Annotated in this window: 17 protein-coding genes and 2 pseudogenes; 12 read left to right on the top strand and 7 right to left on the bottom strand. The window is 70.2% G+C overall.

The features are described 5' to 3' along the window. The first annotated feature begins 7 nt into the window (after positions 1-7). Complete coding sequence (locus tag OH768_RS07160) at positions 8-1,333, top strand: glutamate-1-semialdehyde 2,1-aminomutase (protein ID WP_406451175.1); 1,326 nt, start codon at positions 8-10, stop codon at positions 1,331-1,333. Positions 1,334-1,340: 7 nt separating this feature from the next. Here the strand turns inward: OH768_RS07160 and OH768_RS07155 are convergent, their stop codons facing one another. Further along, complete coding sequence (locus OH768_RS07155; RefSeq protein WP_406451173.1) at positions 1,341-2,066, bottom strand: phosphatase PAP2 family protein; 726 nt, start codon at positions 2,064-2,066, stop codon at positions 1,341-1,343. Positions 2,067-2,126: 60 nt separating this feature from the next. Between OH768_RS07155 and OH768_RS07150 the strand changes: the two are divergent. The 5 genes and pseudogenes from OH768_RS07150 to OH768_RS07130 all read left to right on the top strand — a co-directional run. Further along, positions 2,127-2,942, top strand: a pseudogene (locus tag OH768_RS07150) (BTAD domain-containing putative transcriptional regulator); the annotation flags it as partial. 329 nt (positions 2,943-3,271) lie between these two features. After that, positions 3,272-4,810, top strand: a complete 1,539-nt coding sequence (locus tag OH768_RS07145) for a hypothetical protein (protein ID WP_406451171.1) — start codon at positions 3,272-3,274, stop codon at positions 4,808-4,810. A gap of 763 nt (positions 4,811-5,573) precedes the next feature. Next, on the top strand, positions 5,574-6,167 hold the full coding sequence (locus tag OH768_RS07140; RefSeq protein WP_406451169.1) for an isochorismatase family protein: 594 nt from the start codon (positions 5,574-5,576) through the stop codon (positions 6,165-6,167). Between the two features lie 1,014 nt (positions 6,168-7,181). Further along, on the top strand, positions 7,182-7,331 hold the full coding sequence (locus OH768_RS07135; RefSeq protein ID WP_406451167.1) for a hypothetical protein: 150 nt from the start codon (positions 7,182-7,184) through the stop codon (positions 7,329-7,331). A gap of 471 nt (positions 7,332-7,802) precedes the next feature. After that, on the top strand, positions 7,803-8,576 hold the full coding sequence (locus tag OH768_RS07130) for a hypothetical protein (protein ID WP_406451165.1): 774 nt from the start codon (positions 7,803-7,805) through the stop codon (positions 8,574-8,576). Between the two features lie 211 nt (positions 8,577-8,787). Here the strand turns inward: OH768_RS07130 and OH768_RS07125 are convergent, their stop codons facing one another. The 4 genes from OH768_RS07125 to OH768_RS07110 all read right to left on the bottom strand — a co-directional run bounded on the left by OH768_RS07125 (position 8,788) and on the right by OH768_RS07110 (position 11,946). Beyond that, positions 8,788-10,047 carry a hypothetical protein gene (locus OH768_RS07125; protein WP_406451163.1) on the bottom strand — a complete coding sequence of 420 codons (1,260 nt, stop codon included), beginning with the start codon at positions 10,045-10,047 and terminating at the stop codon, positions 8,788-8,790. Between the two features lie 491 nt (positions 10,048-10,538). Further along, a complete protein-coding gene (locus tag OH768_RS07120) occupies positions 10,539-10,856 on the bottom strand; it encodes a helix-turn-helix domain-containing protein (protein WP_406451161.1) in 318 nt (105 codons plus the stop codon). A gap of 10 nt (positions 10,857-10,866) precedes the next feature. After that, positions 10,867-11,280 carry a tyrosine-type recombinase/integrase gene (locus OH768_RS07115; RefSeq protein WP_406451159.1) on the bottom strand — a complete coding sequence of 138 codons (414 nt, stop codon included), beginning with the start codon at positions 11,278-11,280 and terminating at the stop codon, positions 10,867-10,869. An 81-nt stretch (positions 11,281-11,361) separates the two neighbouring features. Continuing rightward, positions 11,362-11,946 carry a hypothetical protein gene (locus OH768_RS07110; RefSeq protein ID WP_406451157.1) on the bottom strand — a complete coding sequence of 195 codons (585 nt, stop codon included), beginning with the start codon at positions 11,944-11,946 and terminating at the stop codon, positions 11,362-11,364. A gap of 394 nt (positions 11,947-12,340) precedes the next feature. On the opposite strand from OH768_RS07110, the pseudogene OH768_RS07105 reads away from it, so the two are divergent. The 4 genes and pseudogenes from OH768_RS07105 to OH768_RS07090 all read left to right on the top strand — a co-directional run bounded on the left by OH768_RS07105 (position 12,341) and on the right by OH768_RS07090 (position 16,325). After that, positions 12,341-13,257: pseudogene (locus tag OH768_RS07105) on the top strand (TIGR03619 family F420-dependent LLM class oxidoreductase). 331 nt (positions 13,258-13,588) lie between these two features. After that, positions 13,589-13,951 carry a bifunctional 3-phenylpropionate/cinnamic acid dioxygenase ferredoxin subunit gene (locus OH768_RS07100; RefSeq protein ID WP_019069625.1) on the top strand — a complete coding sequence of 121 codons (363 nt, stop codon included), beginning with the start codon at positions 13,589-13,591 and terminating at the stop codon, positions 13,949-13,951. Then, positions 13,948-15,117: an NAD(P)/FAD-dependent oxidoreductase gene (locus tag OH768_RS07095; RefSeq protein ID WP_406451155.1), complete on the top strand. Its 1,170-nt coding sequence runs from the start codon at positions 13,948-13,950 to the stop codon at positions 15,115-15,117. The genes OH768_RS07100 and OH768_RS07095 overlap by 4 nt, the downstream gene beginning before the upstream one ends. Before the next feature lie 77 nt (positions 15,118-15,194). Next, positions 15,195-16,325 carry an aromatic ring-hydroxylating dioxygenase subunit alpha gene (locus tag OH768_RS07090; RefSeq protein WP_406451153.1) on the top strand — a complete coding sequence of 377 codons (1,131 nt, stop codon included), beginning with the start codon at positions 15,195-15,197 and terminating at the stop codon, positions 16,323-16,325. Between the two features lies 1 nt (position 16,326). On the opposite strand, the gene OH768_RS07085 is transcribed toward OH768_RS07090, so the two are convergent. After that, positions 16,327-17,073, bottom strand: coding sequence for an IclR family transcriptional regulator (locus OH768_RS07085; protein ID WP_406465175.1), 747 nt, complete (start codon positions 17,071-17,073; stop codon positions 16,327-16,329). 501 nt (positions 17,074-17,574) lie between these two features. Here OH768_RS07085 and OH768_RS07080 point away from each other — a divergent pair. Further along, positions 17,575-19,050: an MFS transporter gene (locus OH768_RS07080; RefSeq protein WP_406451151.1), complete on the top strand. Its 1,476-nt coding sequence runs from the start codon at positions 17,575-17,577 to the stop codon at positions 19,048-19,050. Positions 19,051-19,233: 183 nt separating this feature from the next. Here the strand turns inward: OH768_RS07080 and OH768_RS07075 are convergent, their stop codons facing one another. Further along, complete coding sequence (locus OH768_RS07075) at positions 19,234-20,160, bottom strand: helix-turn-helix transcriptional regulator (protein ID WP_406451149.1); 927 nt, start codon at positions 20,158-20,160, stop codon at positions 19,234-19,236. A 134-nt stretch (positions 20,161-20,294) separates the two neighbouring features. Here OH768_RS07075 and OH768_RS07070 point away from each other — a divergent pair, with 134 nt between their 5' ends. Next, positions 20,295-20,990: an SDR family NAD(P)-dependent oxidoreductase gene (locus OH768_RS07070; protein ID WP_406451147.1), complete on the top strand. Its 696-nt coding sequence runs from the start codon at positions 20,295-20,297 to the stop codon at positions 20,988-20,990. Positions 20,991-21,037 lie beyond the last annotated feature (47 nt).

Here is a 21,037-nt window from a genome sequence, read left to right as displayed (position 1 = left end):
GGTCCTGGTGGACACCGAAGTGCTTGACCTGCCCCTGTCGCGGACAGCCAACGAGCGGCTGCACGCGTTGATCCCCGGGGGCGCTCACACCTACGCCAAGGGCGACGACCAGTACCCCGAGAACCTGGCCCCGGTCATCAGCCACGGCAGCGGTGCCCACGTGTGGGACGTCGACGGCAACCGCTACATCGAGTACGGCTCCGGCCTGCGGTCGGTCAGCCTCGGCCACGCCCACCCGCGCGTGATCGAGGCGGTGCGGCGGGAACTCGGCCGCGGCAGCAACTTCGTCCGGCCGTCCATCGTGGAGGTCGAGGCCGCCGAGCGCTTCCTGGCCACTGTGCCGACCGCCGAGATGGTGAAGTTCGCGAAGAACGGCTCCGACGCCACCTCCGCCGCGGTACGCCTCGCCCGTGCCGCCACCGGCCGCTCACGGGTGGCCCTCTGCTCCGACCATCCGTTCTTCTCCGTCGACGACTGGTTCATCGGCACCACACCGATGTCCGCCGGCATCCCGTCGGCGACCACCGAGCTCATCGCGTCCTTCCCCTACGGCGACCTGGCCGCCACGGAGGAGATGCTCACCCGGTACCCGGACGAGATCGCCTGCCTGATCCTCGAACCAGCCACCCACACCGAGCCGCCGCCGGGCTACCTCGCCGGCCTGCGCGAACTGGCCGACCGGCACGGCTGCGTACTGATCTTCGACGAGATGATCACCGGCTTCCGCTGGTCCGAGGCGGGCGCCCAGGGCCTCTACGGCGTCGTCCCCGACCTCTCCACGTTCGGCAAGGCGCTGGGCAACGGATTCGCGGTCTCCGCGCTGGCCGGGCGCCGCGACCTGATGGAGCGCGGCGGGCTGCGCGACTCCGGCGACCGGGTGTTCCTGCTGTCCACCACCCACGGCGCCGAGACGCACTCCCTTGCCGCCGCGATGGCCGTGCAGACCACCTACGTCGAGGAGGGCATCACCGCGCGGCTGCACGCCCTCGGCGAGCGGCTGGCGGCCGGTGTCCGCGACGCGGCGGCGGCCATGGGCGTCGGTGACCAGGTCGTCGTCCGGGGGCGGGCCAGCAACCTGGTCTTCGCCACCCTCGACGAGAACGGGCAGCCGTCGCAGCAGTACCGCACCCTGTTCCTGCGCCGGCTCCTCGCGGGCGGAGTGCTCGCCCCGTCCTTCGTGGTGAGCAGCGCGATCGACGACGAGGACATCGACCGCACCGTCGACGTGGTGGCCCAGGCCTGCGCGGTGTACCGGAAGGCACTGGACGCCGCCGACCCCACTCCCTGGCTGGCCGGGCGGCCGGTGAAGCCGGTGTTCCGCCGCCTGGCGTGAGGTGACGTCAGCGGGGCTCGCGCCGACCGGCGTCGGCGGTCCGACGGAAGGGCCGATCACCCAGCCGGTCGGCCGCCCGGTCGACCAGCCACGCGGTCGCCGGAATCACCGCCAGCGCGGTGCACCAGCCGCCGAGGGCGTCGGTCGGGTAGTGCGCGCCCAGCCCGACCTCCGCCCAGCCCATGATCGTGCCGGCCACCAGCCCCGCCGCGAGCACGAGGGACGTACCGGCCGTCCTGCCCAGGCCGAGCCGGTCCGTCGCGAACAGCGCCGCCATGAGGGCGAGCGCGGTGGCGAAGGCGGTGTGCCCGCTCGGGTAGGACAGGTTGCCGGGCCCGTGGATGGTCCGTCCCACCACATGCTTGAGCACCGTGGTCGTCCCCACGGTCGCGCCGGCCCCGGCGACGACGAGCACCGCCGCACGGGGAAGCCGAAGCACCAGACAGCCCACCACACCGGCCACGATCACCATCGCCGACCCCGCGGGTTCCCCCAAGAAGTCCAGAACCAGGGCGACTTGGCGCCACGGTGCCCGCACACTGTCCGCCGTCGGCGGGAAGATCCACCTGTCCACCGCACCGGGCGCGCTGTGCCCGGAGTACAGCACCCCGAGCGCGACGACCACCAGCGCGGCGAGAACCCCGATCAGCCCGAGCCGGGGGCGCAGCGACGGGGGCAGCACCGCACGCGCCGCGATCTCGTTCGGGCCGGCTTCGAGGTCCTCTCCTGCCACACGATCCAACGCGAGCCCCCCGTCGTGTCCCCTTCGCGAGCCATCAGCACCCTAACCGCAATGCGGACGCGGTGGTTCGAACCGGTGTGGACGCACAGGCGCTGCCGTACCGCTTCGAGGAGGAACCGTAGGCCGTCGGCCCTGCCGCCCGGCCCGATGGAGCCGCAGATGAGGGGGGTTGCGGGCCGCCTCCGGCAGGTGGCAACGGCGGTGGAGGGGTACGAGTTCGGGCTGCTGGGGGCGTTGAGCGGTCGCGATGACGGGCGTCCACTGGATCTGGGCAGTCCGCTGCACCGCGCGGTCCTGGTGCGGATGCTGCTCGCGGAAGGGCGGCAGTGCGGTCTCGACGACCTCATCGACGCGCTGTGGGAGGAGCCGCCCGGGAACGCGGTGCGCTCGGTGCAGACGTACGTCTGCCGCATCCGTCTCTCGTTGGGCGAGGAGCGTTCCCGGCTGGAGACCACGCAGGGCGGTTACCGGCTCGACATCCCGGAGCGGGCCGTCGACGCCCTGCGCTTCGAGCGGCTCGTCCGTGACGGCGAGGAACTGCGGGCCGCCCGGCAGGCGGGCCCCGCGCTGCGAGCCTTCGACGCCGCGCTGGCACTGTGGTCGGGGGAGCCGCTGTCCGGGGTGCCCGGTCCCTACGCCCAGCGGCACCGCCGACGGTTCGCCGAGCTGTGGCTGAACGCCCAGGTGGCGCGGCTGGGGTGCGCCGACGAACTGGGTGAGCACGCCCGCGTGGCGACGGAGCTGATCTCGCTGATCGCCGACCATCCGCTGCGGGAGGACCTGTACGCGCTCCGCATGCGCGCCCTCCACCGCGCCGGGCGGGCGGCGGAGGCCCTCGCGGTCTACGCCGCCGCCCGCGACACGATGGTCGCCGAGCTGGGTATGGACCCGGGACCGGAGCTGCGCGAGCTGCAGACCCGCATCCTCGGCGGCACCGAGCCCGACCCCTTCGAGTCGCGCCCCGAGGAACAGGGGCAGGGACAGGGGCACGGCATCGCATCGGGCGGCGCCGCCCCCGACACCGACCAGGTCGCGACCACACCGGCCGACGAGGTCCTGGCCGGTGTCCGTCCGCAGCAACTGCCTCCGGCGCCGGGCGACTTCGTCGGGCGGGAGCGGCTGGGGAGCGGCTCCGGCCGGCGTTGCGGCCCAGCGGGGAAGCCGTCGCGCTCGCGGTGCTCAGCGGTATCGGCGGTGTGGGGAAGACCGCGCTCGCGCTGCGCCTCGCGCACGGCATCCGCGGCGACTACCCGGACGGACAGCTCTATGTGGACCTGCGGGGCGACGGTGGCCAACCCGCCGATCCCGCGGACGTACTGGTCGACTTCCTGCTCGCGCTCGGCATGCCCGCCGCCACGATCCCCGCGACGCCCACCGCCCGCGCCGGGGCCCACCGCACCCTGACCGCCGACTGCCGGATCCTGGTGCTCCTGGACAACGCGTACGACACCGCCCAGGTGACGCCGCTGCTTCCGGGCACACCGGGCAACGCCGCGCTGATCACGACCCGGCACCGGTCGCTCGTACCGCCGGGTGCGACGCCTTTCGAGGTGCCGGTGCCCGATCAGCAGGAGGCGGTGGCCATGCTGGGCCGGTTCACCGGCGACGCCGAGATCACCGCCGACCCGGACCTCGCGCTGGAACTGGTGCACGCGTGCGGGCAGTTGCCGTTGGCGCTGCGCATCATCGGTGCCCGCGCGGCGGCCCGTCCCGGACGCGGGCTCGGTGCGCAGCTGCTGCGGCTGCGCGCCGAGGAGCACCAGCTCGACGAGTTGCGGGCCGGAGGCATCTCGGTGGAGGCCACCTTCCAGGTCGGCTACCGGGCCCTGGCCCCCGCGCAGGCCCGGGCGACGCGCCTGTGCGCGCTGCTCGACGCCGCGGACTTCCCGGTCGCGGTCGCGGCCGTACTGTTCGACCAGCCGGAAGCGGAGACCGAGGACCAGCTGGAGCATCTGGTGGAGGCCGGTCTGCTCGAACCGCATTCGGCCGACCGCTACCGATTCCACGATCTGGTACGGGCGTTCGCCGCCCGCCGTGCTGAGCGCGAGGACCCCGTCGCGGACCGCGAGGCGGCACTCGTACGGCTGACGATGTTCCTGCACGCCACTCTGCTCCAGGCCATGAGCGCGACCGAGCGGGCCGGCTCGCTCAGCGTCCATCTCTTCGCCGTGCCGCTGACCGGAATGCGGTTCGCCGACGCCGCCGAGGCGCGTACCTGGCTGCTGGCCGAGCACACCCTGCTGGTCGCGGTGTTCTCCCGGGTGCTGCGCGACATCCCGGACGCCTCGCAGATCGTCGTCGCCGCGCTGTCGGTGATCGCCTCGAGCGGGCTCTTCGCCGGGCCCGCGCACCAGCGGGAACTGGAACGCGTCACGGACCACGCGGTCGCGGCGGCGGACCTGGGCGACGACCCGGGGCTGCCGTCGCAGACCCGGCACATCCGGGCCTGGCTCGGCTTCATCCGCGGTGATCTGACAGCGGCGGAGACCGATCTGCGCGAGGGGATCCGGCAGTCCCGCGGCGGCGACGACCCGCTGACGCTCTTCATGTCCACCCGGCTGCTGTCGGTCGTGCTCGCGGACCAGGGACGGAGCACGGAGGCCGTCGAGTTCTTCGCCGAGTCGGAGGCCGTCGGCGGCGCGTCGGACGACCCGAACAGCCCGGCCTACTTCCTTCAGGAGGTGGCCAAGGGCCGTGGGTTCTCGTTTTCCGAAGGAGGCTTGAAGCCGAACTGACGGGCACCGCGCAGTGGCGTTTCTCCAGGACCCGGCGGCATCGCTCCCGGTGCACCCGGATCCGTACGACTGTCTGCGCAGCAGCCGGGCCAGCGCCAGCGTGGCGCGGGGCAGGGGAGAAGACGAAGTCACCTGAGCTGTTTGTGTCCGCATCGCGGTCACGGCACAAAGATATGTCCCTTCTGAGCTCACCTCGGCGATACCCCTCACACGGTTCGGGGGAACCGGGAGTTGCCCTGCGGCCCCGATGCCGGGCAGGGACAGGGGCCGCCACTGCACAGCAGGCCCGAGCCGGGCTCAATGCACAGTTGGCCCGACGCGAGTTCAAGCGCTGCACGTGTCGTACTTTCAACGCCCAGCGGGCCCGGACGGACACGGCAACCGTCGTAGAGACGCAGGGCGCTCGTAGCGAGACCCACTCGCCGCGCGAAGGCGCTGATGCTCAGTAGTTCCGTGGTGCCGTCCATGGACCCGATGGTTGACCTTCATCCAACTTGAAGGTCGACTCGCACTTCGGCCACGTTCCACGCCACCACCAAGCACGGGAGCTTCCTCAGCGTCAAACCCCGAAGGACTTCCAAACTCGACCACTTAGCGTTGTCTTTTCGGCGAGCACTCTGGGACCCCTGGGGGAGCGAGGGCCCGTTGCGCCTCGTTGCTGTGCGCGCTACGCCGGTCGGGTGATCGAGCCGCGAGTGGCGCGCTCGCCCGCCGGCGGAAGGGCAACCATCGAGGAGAGGTTCATCCGAGGGAAGGGCTTTCCATGCGTCGTGCATTGATCATCGTCGATGTGCAGAAGGACTTCTGCGAGGGCGGCAGCGTTCCGGTGAAGGGCGGCGCGGACCGGGCCGCCGCTATCGCCGAGCTGGTCCGGCGCGCCGACGGGAAGAAGTACGCCTTCGTCGTCGCCACCCGTGACCACCACATCGACCCGGGCGCCCACTTCTCCGAGAGCCCCGACTTCCGGGACTCGTTCCCTGTGCATTGCGTCGTCGGCAGTGAGGGAGGCGAGTTCCATCCGAATTTTGTGCCCGCAGTCGACTCCGGGCACGTGGACGAGGTCTTCTTCAAGGGCGCGCACTCTGCCTCGAAGAGCGGTTTCGAGGGCTCGGCGCAGGACGGCACGACACTGTCCGCCTGGCTGAAGGCCCGCGGCATCGCCGACCTCGACGTCGTCGGCATCGCGACCGATCACTGTGTGAAGGCCACCGCGCTGGACGGAGTGCGCGCGGGTTTCGCGGTGCGGGTCCTGCTCGACTACACCGCTGGCGTCGCCGCCGACACCACGCGCACCGCACTCGCCGAGCTGCGCCGGGCCGGTGTCGCGCTGACCGGGGAACCTGTCGTCGCCGCCTGAATAGACCGGCCCGCATCACGGACTCCTGGGCTACCGAACTCAGCTGCTGCCCCGACTGATCGCCCGGCGCACCCGCGGCCCACTGTTCCTCACCGGTCGCAAGGCCCCGGCTGGAACACCGACGCTCGACGTGTGCCCAGAGACCGGCCGGGCCCGGCTCTCCTGCCGCCGGGCCGAGGAGATCTTCGAGGAGAACACCCGGCTGCTGGCCAAGCCGCTCGCCTCACCCGAGGACATCGAGGACCTGGACGGCTGGACCTTGACCGGCTCTGCCACCGCGCCTCCACGCGTCCGAGCGGATGTGTCCTCACATCTAACCGGCCGAGTGGTACCCGACGTGAACACCTGGACGGGCAGCCGAGCGGCAGCGGAGGGATCTTCAGAAGGCTGCCGCGAGATTGGTCGGGATCACCTCGGGACAGAAGATGCCGCGGTTCCGTGCGCCCTGGTGCTTGTGAACTGCGGTCGCGCTTCCAGCGCCCCCCTCACGGGCGGTTTGGTATCCGGAGCAGGTCAAGGACATGGGCTGTGGGGGGATGACCTGACCGTCGGGGCGGGTGCCGTCCGCATGCCTTCCGTCGACCAAGGGAGAAGCATCGCGAACGAGCTGAAGTACGGCGACCAAGTCCACCTGCAGAACGGCTACAACAGCTGGGCGGGCGGTTACCTGGATACCAACGGCCACAGCAGCGACGGCGGGGCGAAGTACGGGGTGTCGACTGCGGACTCGCCCACGCGTGGAGAGGGCACTGGAACCTGGCAGATCCTCTCCGCCGAGGGCAAAGCCGTTGGTGCCAACGTGGTCAGCGGGGCCTGGTCTACCTGCGGAACCTCTACGGCGGTGACGGCGGCTACCTCGACACCAACGGGCATGCGACCGCCGACCAGAAGAACAGCGGCGGCAAGTTCAACGTCCTGACGTCCAAGGACAAGGACCGCGCCCCCGGTACCGGCCGCTGGCGCCTTTTCGCCCAGGCGTCCAGCCCCGGTGACCAGCATGTCCGGCCCGGCGACGTGATCCACTTGTGGAACACCTACGGCGACAATGGAGGCTTCCTGGAGACGAACGGAGGCGGACCCGCCGGCGGCAAGTACGACGTGTGCACCAACGCCTACTACAACCGGGCCCAGAACGTCGGCGACTGGAAACTCCACCGCGCGTAAGCCGGTACCGGCAGCGTCGCTCTCCACCGTGGCCCCATCCGACACCTCTCAAGGGCCACGCCGAACCCGCCCGGGACTGCACGGTCCAGGGCGGGTTCGCGACCTTCGGCCGGGAGGCACCGCCGTGCGGTGAGACCACAACTGACCCCGTGGGCTTTGCGGACCACGGGCCCGTGCATGAGCCAGTTCTTTTTGAGCGACCGGAGCGTTCTGCCCCGACGGCGCGGGTGAGGCGGTTGGCCTTGGCGTCGAGTGGCGGTTTGGCGGCCGGCCATGCCGCAGTCGCCGACGTGCACGGCCAATTGGGTGTCCCGATGTTCTGAGCGCCGGTGCGTGTTGGTGCGGCCGGCCCAGTCGGCCGCACCGACGGTCCCGGCCGGCAGCACTCGACCCGCGGGACTTCGGATCCCCCGCCTGCGAATCCGGATGGAGGCCGCCTCTTCGCTTATGTCGCATGCGGTGTCCAACAGGGTGACCTGGGAGCGTCGTGCGGGCGTGAACGCTTGTGCGTGTGTCACGGTTGAAATGATGATCTTGGCGCCTTCTGTGGAGGATGCAGTGAACGCTCGATTCGGAATCACCGGCAGCCGTGCGGCGGCCGGTGCGGTTGCGGGCATGGCGGGGCTGGTCTGCCTTGCGCCGCCCATGGCGCAGGCGATGCCGTCGCTCCGTCCGGCAACCCGTCCCCAGGCAGACGCAGCGGAGCTGCCACCAGTCGGAGAGGTGGACTACGAGCCGCTGGCCGGAGACTTCGAGTTCACGCTGAACGGCCACACCTGCCGCGCACACGTGGCCGGGTCTGTCGAGGAGGACGTCCTCGCCCAGGACGCCGCGCACCGGACGGACACGGTTGCGGAGAAGCACCTGACGATGCGTGGCGGAGAGACATGCGGGAGCGGGCGGACCCCCGGAGGGTCGATCACCATTGAGCAGAACGACGCGGACGTCGACCCGAAGTCGCTCCTGCGGCTCACGCAGGCCTTCCCGCCGAAGTACGAGCAGATCATGGTGCTGAGCTTCACCATGGTGATCGAGCAGCCGACAGACAACAAAGCGCGCGCCGCGCGCGAGCCGCTGATCCTGACCACCAAGGACCCGGCGAAGCTCATCGGCTCTCTCACCCAATTCCCGCCGAAGGGCGACCTGTACCAGCTTCAGAACCCGGTCGACCTCGTCGACCTCGAACACCCGGACACCGTCGTCGCGACGATCGAGAAGTTCCCCGTCAAGGTCGGCGGCCTCTGACCGAGCTGGCTGGGCACGTCGCCCGCGCGAAAGGGGGCCACAGACGGCAAGCCGCCATCTGTGGCCCCTCCTCCGTCCGCCGCAGGGCGGGGGCAGACACCCTCGGGAAGCTCAGACCCGCACGGTGCGAACGTCCTCTGCGGGCCGCAGCCCAGTGACTGCAGTCCCACGCGCGCGGCTGAGCACCAGCGGGCGGGCATTGCCGGCGGAGTCAGCCGAGGTCGCCGGCTCGTGGGGACGGGCGTGGCCCGGAGTTGCGCAGACGGTACTCGACGATGCCGGGCTGGTCGACGGTGGAGGTGTAGCGGAGCGCCGCCCCGACGGACAGGCCGAACAGGTCGCAGATGCGGCGGGGGTCGCCGCCGGTGGCTTCGGCTTCGTGGAGGAGACGGTCCTCGCGAAGCCGCCGGGCGGGCATGCCGAGAGTGTCGTTGATCCACACGTGGCTGACCCGGCCGGTGCCGCAGGCGGTTGTCTGGGAGATGAAAAGGTACGGATTGGCGGTGCGTGGCCACCGGTTGGTTCGATATTCCCGGTATCTCTTCAGGCGGGTGCGTACTTCGTCGGCGAGCAGGACAGTGCGGTCTTGCAGGAACAGGCGGCCATCACGCAGGTCAGTGGTGAGCATTGTCTGCAGTTCCTTGGAGGTGAGCGCGTGGAAGATGAGCAGCGCTGCCAGCGCCGCTTTCGGAGCGGCTTCGGCATTCAGAGTCTCGCGAAGCTCGGCTACCCGCACCGGTAGCGGCACGGTGGGGAAGGTGCTGCCACCGGAGATCCGCGCTGTGGCATCGGTGAAGATGACCCCTCGGCGCTTCAAGACACGCAAGATGTGCTGCAAACCCTGGAGCATTGCCCCGCGCGGAGTCCCCCCACCGGGGAGCACAGCGAGGACATCGGCACGTGTGACGGACCGCAGCGATTCCTTGCCGTCAGCGGCCCACGCCCGCAGGGCGGGCAGCGCTTCGTACAATTTCTGGATCCAGTGGTGAGGGCGGGCCTTGACCCGTGGCGCGGATGTCGCTCCGTTGAGGACCAGTTCGAACCAACTGGTCAGCTCACTGACCATCGGATCCGGAAGCGAACCGGTCTGCTCGTGGAACCAGGTCACGATCCGCAGGGTGCGATCGTCGTCGAGCATGCCGACCTCGGCAAGCTGCTTCAGGATCGGCCTGACCGGCAGGTGCAACGTTGAAAGAGGTACGACGTCAGTTGCCCGGAAGGGAGTACCGGGGGTGTCCTGCAAGGCGAGCAGGATGCGCAGTCCGCGAATGAGGCCGAAGGCGGTTCCCTTCTTCAGCCCGTGGCGACGCGCGTAGTCATCGGCTGCCGTCTCCAAGGCCGCTGCGATCCCCGGCGTGTCGACGTCGGGGAACCCGTGTTGCTGCCCGCGTCGCAGATCCCGCTTGTGCGGTGGGAACAGCACGAGCTGTCGGTATGGGACTGGGACCAGCGGTGGTGGCGCATCGGTCAAGAACGCAGGCTGCCGGCCTTTCGGGGGCGGGTCCCGCATCAGTTGCAGGCGTCGCTCCATGTCGGCGAGGAACAACTGCTGCCGGTGCCGGTTCGCCGCCTCCAGTTCCCAAGCGCGCTTTGGGTGCCGCAGCAGTCGGGCCTGCCTCCAACACAAGCGACACGCACGGTCGCGTAGGCATCGCTCCCGTCCGCAGATCCGGCACGGCCGCGGTCCGGGGTAGGTCCTACGCCAGCCTCGGCACCCCAGGCACAGCCCGCTATTACTGCGCAGCATCCCCCACGCGAAGCAGTCCGGGCAAGATGCTGGGAGCTCAGGCGAACCTCGGTAGCAGCTACGGCATTTGTACGCTGTCCAGTAGTCCTCCGTCGAGCCGCACTGTAGACACGGTGGCGGGTCGCACGGTTGCGGCCGGCAGCGGTGGCAGTACTTCGAGTGGTGATTGGCTACCGGCCGCGCGCGGCACTTCGGGCAGATCCTCGGCGCCGTCATCAGATCGGCGGGACGGTTCGGCCGCGCCCGAGCCGCGGGACAGCTGTCGGAGATCCCGTCGCGGCCTGCGCTTCGCACTTCGGCCGGCGGGCTGCCGCCACCTCCGGTTCATGGATCAGCAGATCTGCGGTCGTGCAGCTCAGCACCGCGCAGATGATGTCCAGGTCATCGAGCCGGACCGTGGTGGGCGTTCCCGTCCACAGCGCGGACATCTTGCCCGCGCTGATCTCCAACCCGGCCTCCGCCAGGCGCCGACGCATCTCGGTGGACTTCCAGATCCCCTGCTCGGCGGCTTTCATCCGCAAGTTCCAGCGCATACCCTCCTCCTCATCCCAGGCCCAGCCGGGACGCGACCCGCTGGTTCGCCGCGACCCATGTCTGCTCACTGTGGTTGTCGTGAACATGTATGTACCGGGTCGTCGTGGACAGCCATTCGTGGCCCAACAGCTCCTGCACAGCCTTCAGATCGACGCCCTGCAGGTAGAGCGATGAAGCGCAGAAGTGCCGAAGCACATGCGGCGTCAGCCTCCCTGACCAGGAGGGCAGGGATGCGTCGACCGCGCTCTCCAGGCCCGACCGCAGCGCGTCGTCTTCAGCCCGGAGGCAGAACCCCGTGTGGGGGTCACGGCGCTCGCTGGGGAACATCGGGGCGTCGGGGTTGGCGTAGTCGTCACCGAACTGATGCCGCACATCACCGAGCCACCAGTCCATCAGGACGTCCGTCGAGTTGATGGCCGGCACCAGGCGACTTTTCGGTCCCCGCCCCCGGTTGCCCTTGCCGTGCCGGACGTGGAACTTGCCGAAGTCGCCCAGGTCTGGCCGCTAGTCGCGAATGTCCAGCTTTACCCTCTCGCCGATCCGCGTACCGACCCGGCGCCACAGTGAGGCCGCCATGTAGTCCTGGGCGGAGGGCAAAAACTTCCGCGCCTGCCCCAGTGACTCCCGCCATCCGGTGAACAGTTGGTCCACCTCGGCCTCCGATGGTGGGATTTGCGGCGTCCCGTACTCGCTCTTTGCCGGTCGGTTGAACTCGTCGATCGGCTGCACCAGCACATGGCGGGTCAGCGCGTACACGTCGCCCTGGTAACGGGCGATAAGAAAGTCGAAAAACTGGGCGAGCGTCCACGCCTTGCCCTGGACCGTGCTGTGAGCCAGCCGCTTCGCCTTGCGCTGATGCGCAAGGAATCGGTCCGCGTCCTCCGGCGCTGTGGCCCACACCGGCCGGCTGAGGAACCGCACGAACTCGAAGATCGCCCGGCGGTCGTCGGCGATGGAGTCGTCGCTCAGTCCGGCGCCAACTCCGGCGAGCAGGAACTGGTCGACCAGTTCCTGCTCGAAGTCCTCGTATTCCTGCGCCGTCTCCAGCCGCCGGGGCGTCCCGATCGACCGGACGACCGCGAGCGTCATCCGTGCCTCAGTTCACTGCAAACGACCATGCGTCATGGATAGCGGCAGACCTTCGGGATTCTCGACGGAACGTCGAACTCTCCACGCGATCGAGTGGACCCCCGGCTCACCAGCGTCGCAGGTCAGGAGAAGATGCACTGACCGGAAGGAAATCACGGGAGTCCCGACACGCCTGTTCACCGCGCTGAGCTCGGACCGGGCCGAGGTCGACATCTCCGCGGCACAGCGTGTGTACGAGGTCAGCGACCGGCTGCGGAAGGAAGCGGCGGGGCGCTGAGCCTGTTCGCCCACCGCGTCGACGTCGCTTTCACCCGCCGTCGACCGGACGTCGATCCGCGTCGGGCACCGTGATCCGAGAACGGACCGCACCAGTCTCTCGAATCAGGTGACACACATGCTCAGGATCGGACTGGGAGCTCCCCAGTACGGATTGTTCACCGACCCCGCCACGATCTCCGGGCTCGCCGCCGACGTCGAAGCGATCGGCTTCGACAGCCTGTGGGTGGGCGACCGGGCCCTGGTACCGACGCACCCCAAGGACTCCTATCCCGGCGGCGGTCCCGTACCGGAGGAGTACCGCACCTTCCTGGACCCCGTCGTCACCCTGTCCTTCCTGGTACACGCCACCCGACGACTGCGCCTCGGGACCAGCACGCTCAACGCGCCCTTCTGCTCCCCGCTCCTGCTGGCCCGCTCGCTGGCGTCCGTCGACATCCTCAGCGGGGGGCGGCTCGACGTCGGGTTCGGGCTCGGCTGGTCGTCCGACGAGTACGGGCCATCGGGGTGCCGTGGCGGGGACGCGGAGCCCGGCTGGAGGAGATCCTGGACGTCCTGGAACACGTCTGGCCCGGCTCCCCGGCCGAGTACAAGGGGGAGCTGTGGACGATCCCGAGCGCGCACATCGAGACACTCCCCGTGCAGCGCCCGCGCCCGCCGGTACTCCTGGGCGGCCTCACCCCGGCCACGCTGGAACGCATCGGCCGCCGCGCGGACGGCTGGGCCGGTGTCGCGCTCCCGGTGCCCCGACTCGCCTACGTCATCAGCCAGATCCGGCAGATCGCGGAGGCGGCCGGACGTGACCCCGGCAGCCTGCGCACCGTCGTCCGCGTGAACCCCGTCGTGACGGCCGAGGCCGTACCGGACGACGCCGTTCCGCACCGGGGAGCCGTCGTCCAGGTCTCGGACTACCTGCTCGCCGCCCACGCGGCAGGCGCCGACGAGGTCCTCGTCGACCTGCAGCAGACCGCGCGGAGCGCGGAAGAGCTGACGGACCTGGCACACCGTTTCCACGAGCAGCTGAGCGAGGGTTAGGGGGCTGTCGTTCTTCCCGCCGCTGGGGTCGGCCGAGGGCCGCCGGGAGCTGTCGGCGACCAGCCGTCGCACGGTGCCCACGACGGAACTCCTCGGCCTGAGCCGGGACACATGCCTTCAGCTCGACGGCGTGGACCCGGGTTTCCTCGGCGTCGTATGAACGGCCCGTTTCCCTGCTCGCGGAGTTGCCTATTGTGCGGCATGTTGCGTGAGAGGCAACGTCGAACCCGGGGTTCACCTGTCCTCTGGATGCCTTGACAAGGGTTTGGGGGCGCCCTCAAACTGACGTTGCGCTTACCGCAATCCGTTTCGCTATACGCACCGAGGTGTCATGATGATTCCCGCGTGCCTTCTCGTGGATCTGCCGCGAGGCGAGGCCTACCGGCTCGACATCGATCCGCCGGTTTCGGTGTTCCACACCGACGACGGCGAGGTCTTCGCCATCGACGACACGTGCACTCACCAGGACGCCTCGCTCGCCGACGGCTGGTTGGAGGGCTGTGAGGTGGAATGCCCGCTGCACGCTTCGAAGTTCGACCTGCGCACCGGCGCGGTCGACGCCCCGCCGGCCAAGCGCCCGGTGCGTACCCATGAGGTGCTCGTCCAGGACGGCATGATCTACGTCGTGCCGTCCACGGACGCCCCGAACCTGCCGCCCTGCGTCGCGTCCCGGCTGGCCGGCGGACCCGCGTGAGGACCGTGGCCGTGGTCGGCGCCTCGCTGGCCGGGCTGTCGGCGGCACGCTCGCTGCGGAAACAGGGCTACGACGGACGGCTCGTCGTCATCGGCGACGAACCCCATCGCCCGTACGACAGACCGCCGTTGTCCAAGGAGTTCCTGGCCGGGACCGTAGGCGAGGCCGATCTCCTGCTGGAGACGGACGGCGAGGACCTGCGCGCGGAGTGGCTGCTCGGTGCCCGCGCCGTAGGACTCCAAGCCGACGGCGCGGAACGGGTGTTGACCCTCGGCGACGGCCGGGAGGTCCGGGCCGACGGGGTGGTCCTCGCGACCGGTGCGGTGGCGCGGAACCTGCCGGGCACGGACGGCCTGGCCGGCGTGCACACCCTGCGCACCCTGGACGACGCCCGCGCCCTGCGCGACGAACTCGCCCTGGGCGGACGGCTGGTGGTGATCGGCGGCGGCTTCATCGGTGCCGAGGTCGCCTCCACCGCGTACGCCCTCGGACTCGACGTGACGGTGATCGAAGCGGCACCGACCCCCCTGGCCGGTCCCCTCGGCGAGACCATGGGCGGCATCGTCTCCGCCCTCCACGAGGCCCATGGCGTACGGCTGTTGTGCGGTGCCGGGGTGAAGGGGCTGAGTGGGGAGGACCGGGTCGACGCCGTGCTCCTTGAGGACGGGCGGACGGTCCCCGCCGACATCGTCGTCGTGGGGGTGGGCGCGCGCCCGTGCGTGGAGTGGCTCGAAGGCTCCGGCGTCGAGCTCGACAACGGCGTCAAGTGCGGCGCGGACGGCCGTACCAGCCTCGCCGGCGTGGTCGCCGTAGGAGACTGCGCGTCCTGGTACGACCCGCGGGCCGGGTTCCATCGTCGGGTCGAGCACTGGACCGGGGCGCGGGAGCGGCCCGACGCGGCGGTGGCCGCGCTGCTGTCTTGGGGGGCGGCGGAGCCGGGGGTGCCCCGGCCGCCGTACTTCTGGTCGGACCAGTACGGCGTGAAGATCCAGTTCGCCGGTCACGCGGCCGGTGCCGACAGTGTGACCGTCGAGGAGGGCGCCCCGGGCGACCGTAGTTTCCTCGCCGTCTACCGGTGCGGCGGACAGCCGGTCGCCGTGCTCGCGATGGACCAGCCGCGGCTGTTCACGCGGTGGCGCAAGCAGCTTGCCGCGATGGTGAGTTGACCCGTACCTACGCCGTCCGGAGTCGCTCTTCCCGGCGCGTGACCGACCGATCCACGACGTTCTCGGAGGAGTGCACTGTGACCTCGACCAGCCTGCCGGACAGCCTGATCGCCACCCTGCCCGGCTCCTCCTACACGGACCCGGCCATCTTCACCCAGGAACAGGAGCACATCTTCGAGACGATGTGGTTCTGCGTCGTGCGCTCCTCCGACCTGGCCAAACCCGGTGCCTTCCGGACCGTGGACGTCGGCCGCGAGAGCATCCTCGTCACCCGCGCCCGCGACAACTCGATACGCGCCTACTTCAACGTGTGTCGGCACCGCGGCGCCAAGCTCTGCACCGAGGAGGCCGGCGAGGTCAAGCGGGCCTTCCAATGCCCGTACCACGCCTGGACGTACGACCTGAACGGCAAGCTCGTCGCGGCGCCCAACCTGACGAAGATGCCCGATGTCGGCCGTACCGAGTTCGGGCTGGTGAGCGTCGCCGTCCGTGAATGGCTCGGCTATGTGTGGGTCAACCTGGCGGAGAACCCGCCGTCGTTCGACGAGGACGTCATCAGCGAGGTCGTCACCCGGCTCGGCGACGTGGAGTCGCTGGAGCACTACGACATCGACCACCTCTCGGTGGGCCGGCGCGTCGTCTACGACGTCAAGGCCAACTGGAAGCTCATCATCGAGAACTTCATGGAGTGCTACCACTGCGCCACGATCCACCCCGAACTCACCGAAGTACTACCGGAGTTCGCCGACGGCTACGCCGCCCAGTACTACGTCGGCCACGGCGCCGAGTTCGGCGAGGAGGTCCAGGGATTCACCGTCGACGGCTCCGAGGGCCTCGACCGCATCCCCGGGGTCAGCGAGGACCAGGACCGCCGCTACTACGCGATCACCATCAAGCCGCAGGTGTTCATCAACCTCGTCCCCGACCACGTGATCTTCCATCGGATGTACCCGGTGGCCGTCGACCGCACGATCGTCGAGTGCGACTGGCTCTACCTCCCACACGTCGTCGAGAGCGGCAAGGACGTCAGCCGGTCCGTGGAACTCTTCGACCGGGTCAACCGCCAGGACTTCGAGGCCTGCGAACGCACGCAGCCCGGAATGAGCTCACGGATGTACGCCAAGGGCGGGGTGCTGGTGCCCAGCGAGCATCACATCGGCGCGTTCCACGACTGGGTGAACGAGCGCCTGGGGATCAACCCGGGGTGACTCAGCCCAGGTAGCCCATGCGGTGGCTGATCTCCTCGGCGCCCTTGACCAGGACCGGGGCGAGTTCGTGCAGCCGCTCCTCCGTGAACCGGTAGGCGGGTCCCGAGGCGCTGACCGCCGCGATCACCTCGCCGTCCCGGTTGCGCACCGGTGCGGCCACGGCGTGCAGCCCGACCTCCAACTCCTCGAGCGTCCAGGCGTATCCGCGCTCCCGGGCCTCGGCGAGGTTCTTCTCCAGCTTCGACTTCGAGGTGATGGTGTGCGGGGTCACCTTCTTCAGGCCGGCCTCGGCCAACAGCGCGGTGCGCTCCTTGGCGGGCAGGTGGGCCAGCAGGGCCTTGCCGCTGGAGGTGGCGTGCAACGGGGTGAGTTCGCCTACCCAGTTGTGCGCGGTGACGGCGCCGGGGCCGCGGACCTCGTACAGGTTGATCGCGTACTGCTCCTGCATCACCGCGATGTTGACGGTCTCGCCGATCTCCTCGGCGAGGCGCTCGCAGACCGGGCGGCCCTGCTGGGTGATGTCGATCCGACCGGTGACCGCGCCGGCCAGCCGTACTATCCCGAAGCCGAGCCGGTACTTGCCGCGCTCGCCCGCCTGTTCCACGAGCCCGCGTGCCTCCAGGGCGCCGAGCAGCCGGAACGCGGTCGACTTGTGCACGTCGATCTCACCGGCCACCTCGCTGACCCCGGCCTCGCCACGCTGCGCGAGAATCTCCAGCACGCTGATGGCGCGGTCCACGGACTGCACCCCGCCGGAGTGCGAACCTGTCGTTTCAGTATCTGGACTGTAGTTGCTCACAGCGAAACTATACGCGTAGTACGCTACAAGGCGTTTACTGTGGGGACTCTGACCAGGTCTTTTCGCCTGGTAACGGCTGATGTGGTGGGCTGTGTGACCGCTGCCGCAGCACCGCGGGACGGTGCCGTCAGCCGGTACTCGTCGCGTGGTGGCCTCCGGTGGCCGGCACGGGCGTTGATGCGACCCTGCGGAAGGAACTCCGGGTCGGTGCGGGCGGTCACGACAGCTCGCTGCTCTTGTTCGGACAAGTCGCGCCGGAAGCAGGGGTGTTGGCCGATCGCAGGAGTCGGTGGGAGGACCTGACTGAGGGCACGGCTTCGTGCGTGCGATGTAGGCCTGTCGGTCCTGTCGGCCCTGCCGATCTGCTGCTTCCGCTCCGTGCCGGTCACTGTGACTCCTAGGATGAGGCGTTGCTGGCTGCCCGCCTTGAGGGCGCTGACCATGGGGGCCATGACCTCGTCATCCCGTTCTGCAGCCGTCGTCCGAAGCGCGGGCGATTCCGCGCAGCCGGCCGCCGGCCTGACCAGGGCCGGCCTCGCCGTGCTGATCACCGCGGTCTTCCTGCCCCAGGTCGACTTCTTCATCGTCAACGTCGCGCTGCCGACGATCCAGTCGTCGCTCGGGGCGAGTGCCGGCGCGCTCGAACTCGTCGTCGCCGGCTACGGGACGGCCTATGCCGCGACACTCGTCCTCGGCGGGCGGCTGGGCGACATGATCGGCCGGCGGCGGATGCTGCTGACAGGGATGTCCGCCTTCGTGCTCACCTCGCTGGTCTGCGGGACGGCTCCCGGGATCGGTGTCCTGCTCGCGGCACGGATCCTGCAGGGGGCCGCGGCGGGCCTGGTCGTCCCCCAGGTGATCGCGACGCTTCACGCGACGCTGAGCGGTGAACGGCGGCACCGGGCCCTGGGGCTGTACAGCTCGGCCGCGGGCGCGGCGATCGTGGTCGGCCAGCTCGTCGGCGGCCTGCTGGTGACCGCCGACGTCGCGGGCACCGGATGGCGGCCGATTTTCCTCGTCAACGTGCCGATCGGTGCGGTGGCCCTGATCGCGGCCCGGCGTCTCGTCCCGGCGTCCCGCTCATCGCACCCGCTCGGGCTCGACCTGGTGGGGACGCTCCTGTTCGCCGGGACGCTGGTGGCCCTGCTGGTGCCGCTCGCGGAGGGACCGACGATCGGTTGGCCTCCGTGGTGCTGGGGCGCGCTGGTGCTGGTGCCGGTGCTCGCGGCGGCGACGGTCGTCGTCGAACGCCGCGCCGAGGCGGCCGGGCGGGTGCCGCTGCTGCCTCCCTCGCTGCTGCGGCTGCGGTCGATGAGGCGCGGCTTCGCTATGCACCTCCCCTTCATGCTCACCTACGGCGCCTTCATGTTCGTGTTCGCCCTCACCGTCCAGACGGGTCTGCACAGCGGGGTGCTCGGCGGAGGTCTCGCGGTCCTGCCGCTGGCGGTCGCCTACTTCGCCGGGTCCCTCGCCGCGCCGCGCGCCATCGCCCGGTTCGACGCCCGTCGCGTCGTCGCCGTCGCCGCGGTGGCCGTCGCCCTCGGCCTCCTGGTGCTCGTCCTGGTCACCGTGACCACGTGGCCGCACACCGACTACTGGGCGTTCGCACCGGGACTGGTGCTGGCGGGGGCCGGCCAGGCGCTCGTCTTCGCCTGCCTCTTCCGGCTGATCCTGCTCGACGTCCCCGAGCATCTGGTGGGGGTGGGGGGCGGTGTGGTCACCACGGTGCAGCAGTCCGGTCTGGCGCTCGGGGTGGCGACGTTGGGCACGTTGTTCGTCGGGCTGGAGAAGACCGGCGTAGGCACCGCCTTCGTGGTGTCGCTCGCGGTCCAGGCCGCGATCATGCTCGCGATCGCGGCAGGCGCGCACACCCTGCCCCACCTGCGTGCGCGACCGGGGGAGGCCGGGGGCGTGGTGGATGTGTGACAGCCTGCGGACCCGCAGGAGCGGCCCGCCTCAAACCGGGTGGATGCGCCGCCGCGGCTGATCGCCGGGCTCGTCCCGCTGACCAGGGGACAACGGCGAGACGGTGGCCAATGCCGCGATCGCCGGCCTGCTGCGCCGCGGGGGAGTGACTCGACGACCAGGCGGGCCGAGTGCGGGTCGGGCTCAGCCGGCGTCGGTGACCAGCCTGGTCAGCCGCTCGACGGTGTGGGGGTCAGCGGGGAGCAGCACCTGCAGCCGGGTCGTCGAGCCGGGCGCGACCCAGGTGTTGGAGACGGTGAAGGTCATCCGGCCAACCTCCGGGTTGTCGATCTGGCGGGGCACACCGGCGTCGACACCGCGGACGGAGTGCCGGTCCCACAGTTCGGTGAACTCCGGCGACTCCGCGCGCAGCCGCGAGACCAGCGCCTTCCATCGGCCGTCGTCGACGTGCTCGGCCATGGTGACGCGCAGGTTCGCGACCTGGCGAGCCGCGGCCTGCTCCCAGTCGACGACGCGCTCGCGCCAGCGGGGCTCGGTGAAGGTGAGCCAGACGCAGTTGCGCTGTGCGATCGGCACCTCGTCGAGGTCGGTGATCAGCAGGCGCATCGCGCTGTTGTAGGCGAGCAGGTCGAACTTGCCGTTCTGGACGCAGGCGGGGTAAGGGTCGAGCTTGTCCAGCACGGCGTGCAACTCGGTGCTCACGGCGTTGCACTCCACGGCCACGGCGTCGTCCGCGGCACCGGCGAGCCGGTAGAGGTGGTGGCGCTCGTCATGGTCCAGGCGCAGCGTGCGGGCGAGCGCGTTGAGCACCTGCGGCGAGGGGCGTACGTCGCGGGCCTGCTCCAGGGCCGTGTACCAGGTGACGCTCATCCCGGCGTGCTGAGCGACCTCCTCCCTGCGCAGACCGGGCGTGCGCCGCCGAGTGACCGTCACGACACCGAGCTCGCTCGGCGACATGCGCTCGCGCCGGTTGCGCAGGAAGACGGCCAGCTCCCGGCGCCGGACAGCCGCGCCGTCGGAGCCGCCGCGGCTCCCGAGACCGATGGCATCGGCGGAATCGGGCGACGGATCGGCCGGCTCCTCGGGCCGCGGCACGGTGTACACAACCATCAGGATCCTCCGGGGACCGATCGCCCCCACTCAGTCGTGAAACTAGTATCAGCAGTGACTTGATACCAGTCTTGAGGACGGAAACGATACGGCCATCGGCCTTGTGCACTCTGCCCTGAAGGAGCCCTCCCATCGTGTCCGCCGTTACGTCCTCCTCGCCGCATCCCGCTGACGCACGCCACCTGCTCGTGATCGGTGCCGGCCCCGGCATCGGTGCCGCCACCGCTCGTCGCTTCGCCCGCGACGGCTACCGGGTGACCCTGGCGGCCCGGCACCGGGACAAGCTCGAGGAGCTCGCCGCCGACCTGCGCCCGACCGGGGCCGAGGTGGCCGTCGTGCGCGTCGACGCGGCCGACCCCGGGCAGCTGCGCGAGGCGTTGGGCTCGCTCTACGCGGCCCCGAACCCGCCCGGCGTCGTGCTGTACAACGTTGCCCAGCTGACGCCCGACGACCTTCTGTCGGCCGCGCCCGAGGACCTGCTGGGCGCCTACACCGTCGACGTCGTCGGCGGGGTGGTGGCCGCCCAGGTCGCGGTGCCGGCCATGCGAGCCGCCGGCGGCGGCACGTTGCTGTTCACCGGTGGCGGACTGGCCGACCGGCCGCACCCGAGCCTCGCCACGTTGTCCCTGGGCAAGCTGGGGCTGCGCGGGGTCGCGAACCTGCTAGGCACCCAGCTGGCCGACGACGGCATTCGGGTCTTCACCCTCACGGTCAACGGGATGGTGGAGCCGGGCACCCCGTTCGACCCCGAGCACATCGCCGAGCGGTACCGGCGGGCGATCGACGACGCCAAGCCGGGTTTCGCCGACGAGCACTTCAACGGGGTCTGAGCCGACTCCATCCGGACCAGAGGAGCAGCAGGCGTTGGACAGCCTGC

It is taken from the genome of Streptomyces sp. NBC_01622 (assembly GCF_045209635.1).
Classification (GTDB): Bacteria; Actinomycetota; Actinomycetes; order Streptomycetales; family Streptomycetaceae; genus Streptomyces.
Note: the sequence above shows the minus strand (reverse complement) of the source record. Positions and strands in the feature narration are given on the sequence as shown.

Bases quoted from the DNA above. Each gene is read 5' to 3' on its own strand.
- OH768_RS07140 (WP_406451169.1), top strand. From the start codon at position 5,574: ATGCGTCGTGCATTGATCATCGTCGATGTGCAGAAGGACTTCTGCGAG.
- OH768_RS07120 (WP_406451161.1), bottom strand. From the start codon at position 10,856: ATGCGCTGGAACTTGCGGATGAAAGCCGCCGAGCAGGGGATCTGGAAG.
- OH768_RS07110 (WP_406451157.1), bottom strand. From the start codon at position 11,946: ATGACGCTCGCGGTCGTCCGGTCGATCGGGACGCCCCGGCGGCTGGAG.
- OH768_RS07100 (WP_019069625.1), top strand. From the start codon at position 13,589: ATGATGATTCCCGCGTGCCTTCTCGTGGATCTGCCGCGAGGCGAGGCC.
- OH768_RS07080 (WP_406451151.1), top strand. From the start codon at position 17,575: ATGACCTCGTCATCCCGTTCTGCAGCCGTCGTCCGAAGCGCGGGCGAT.
- OH768_RS07075 (WP_406451149.1), bottom strand. From the start codon at position 20,160: ATGGTTGTGTACACCGTGCCGCGGCCCGAGGAGCCGGCCGATCCGTCG.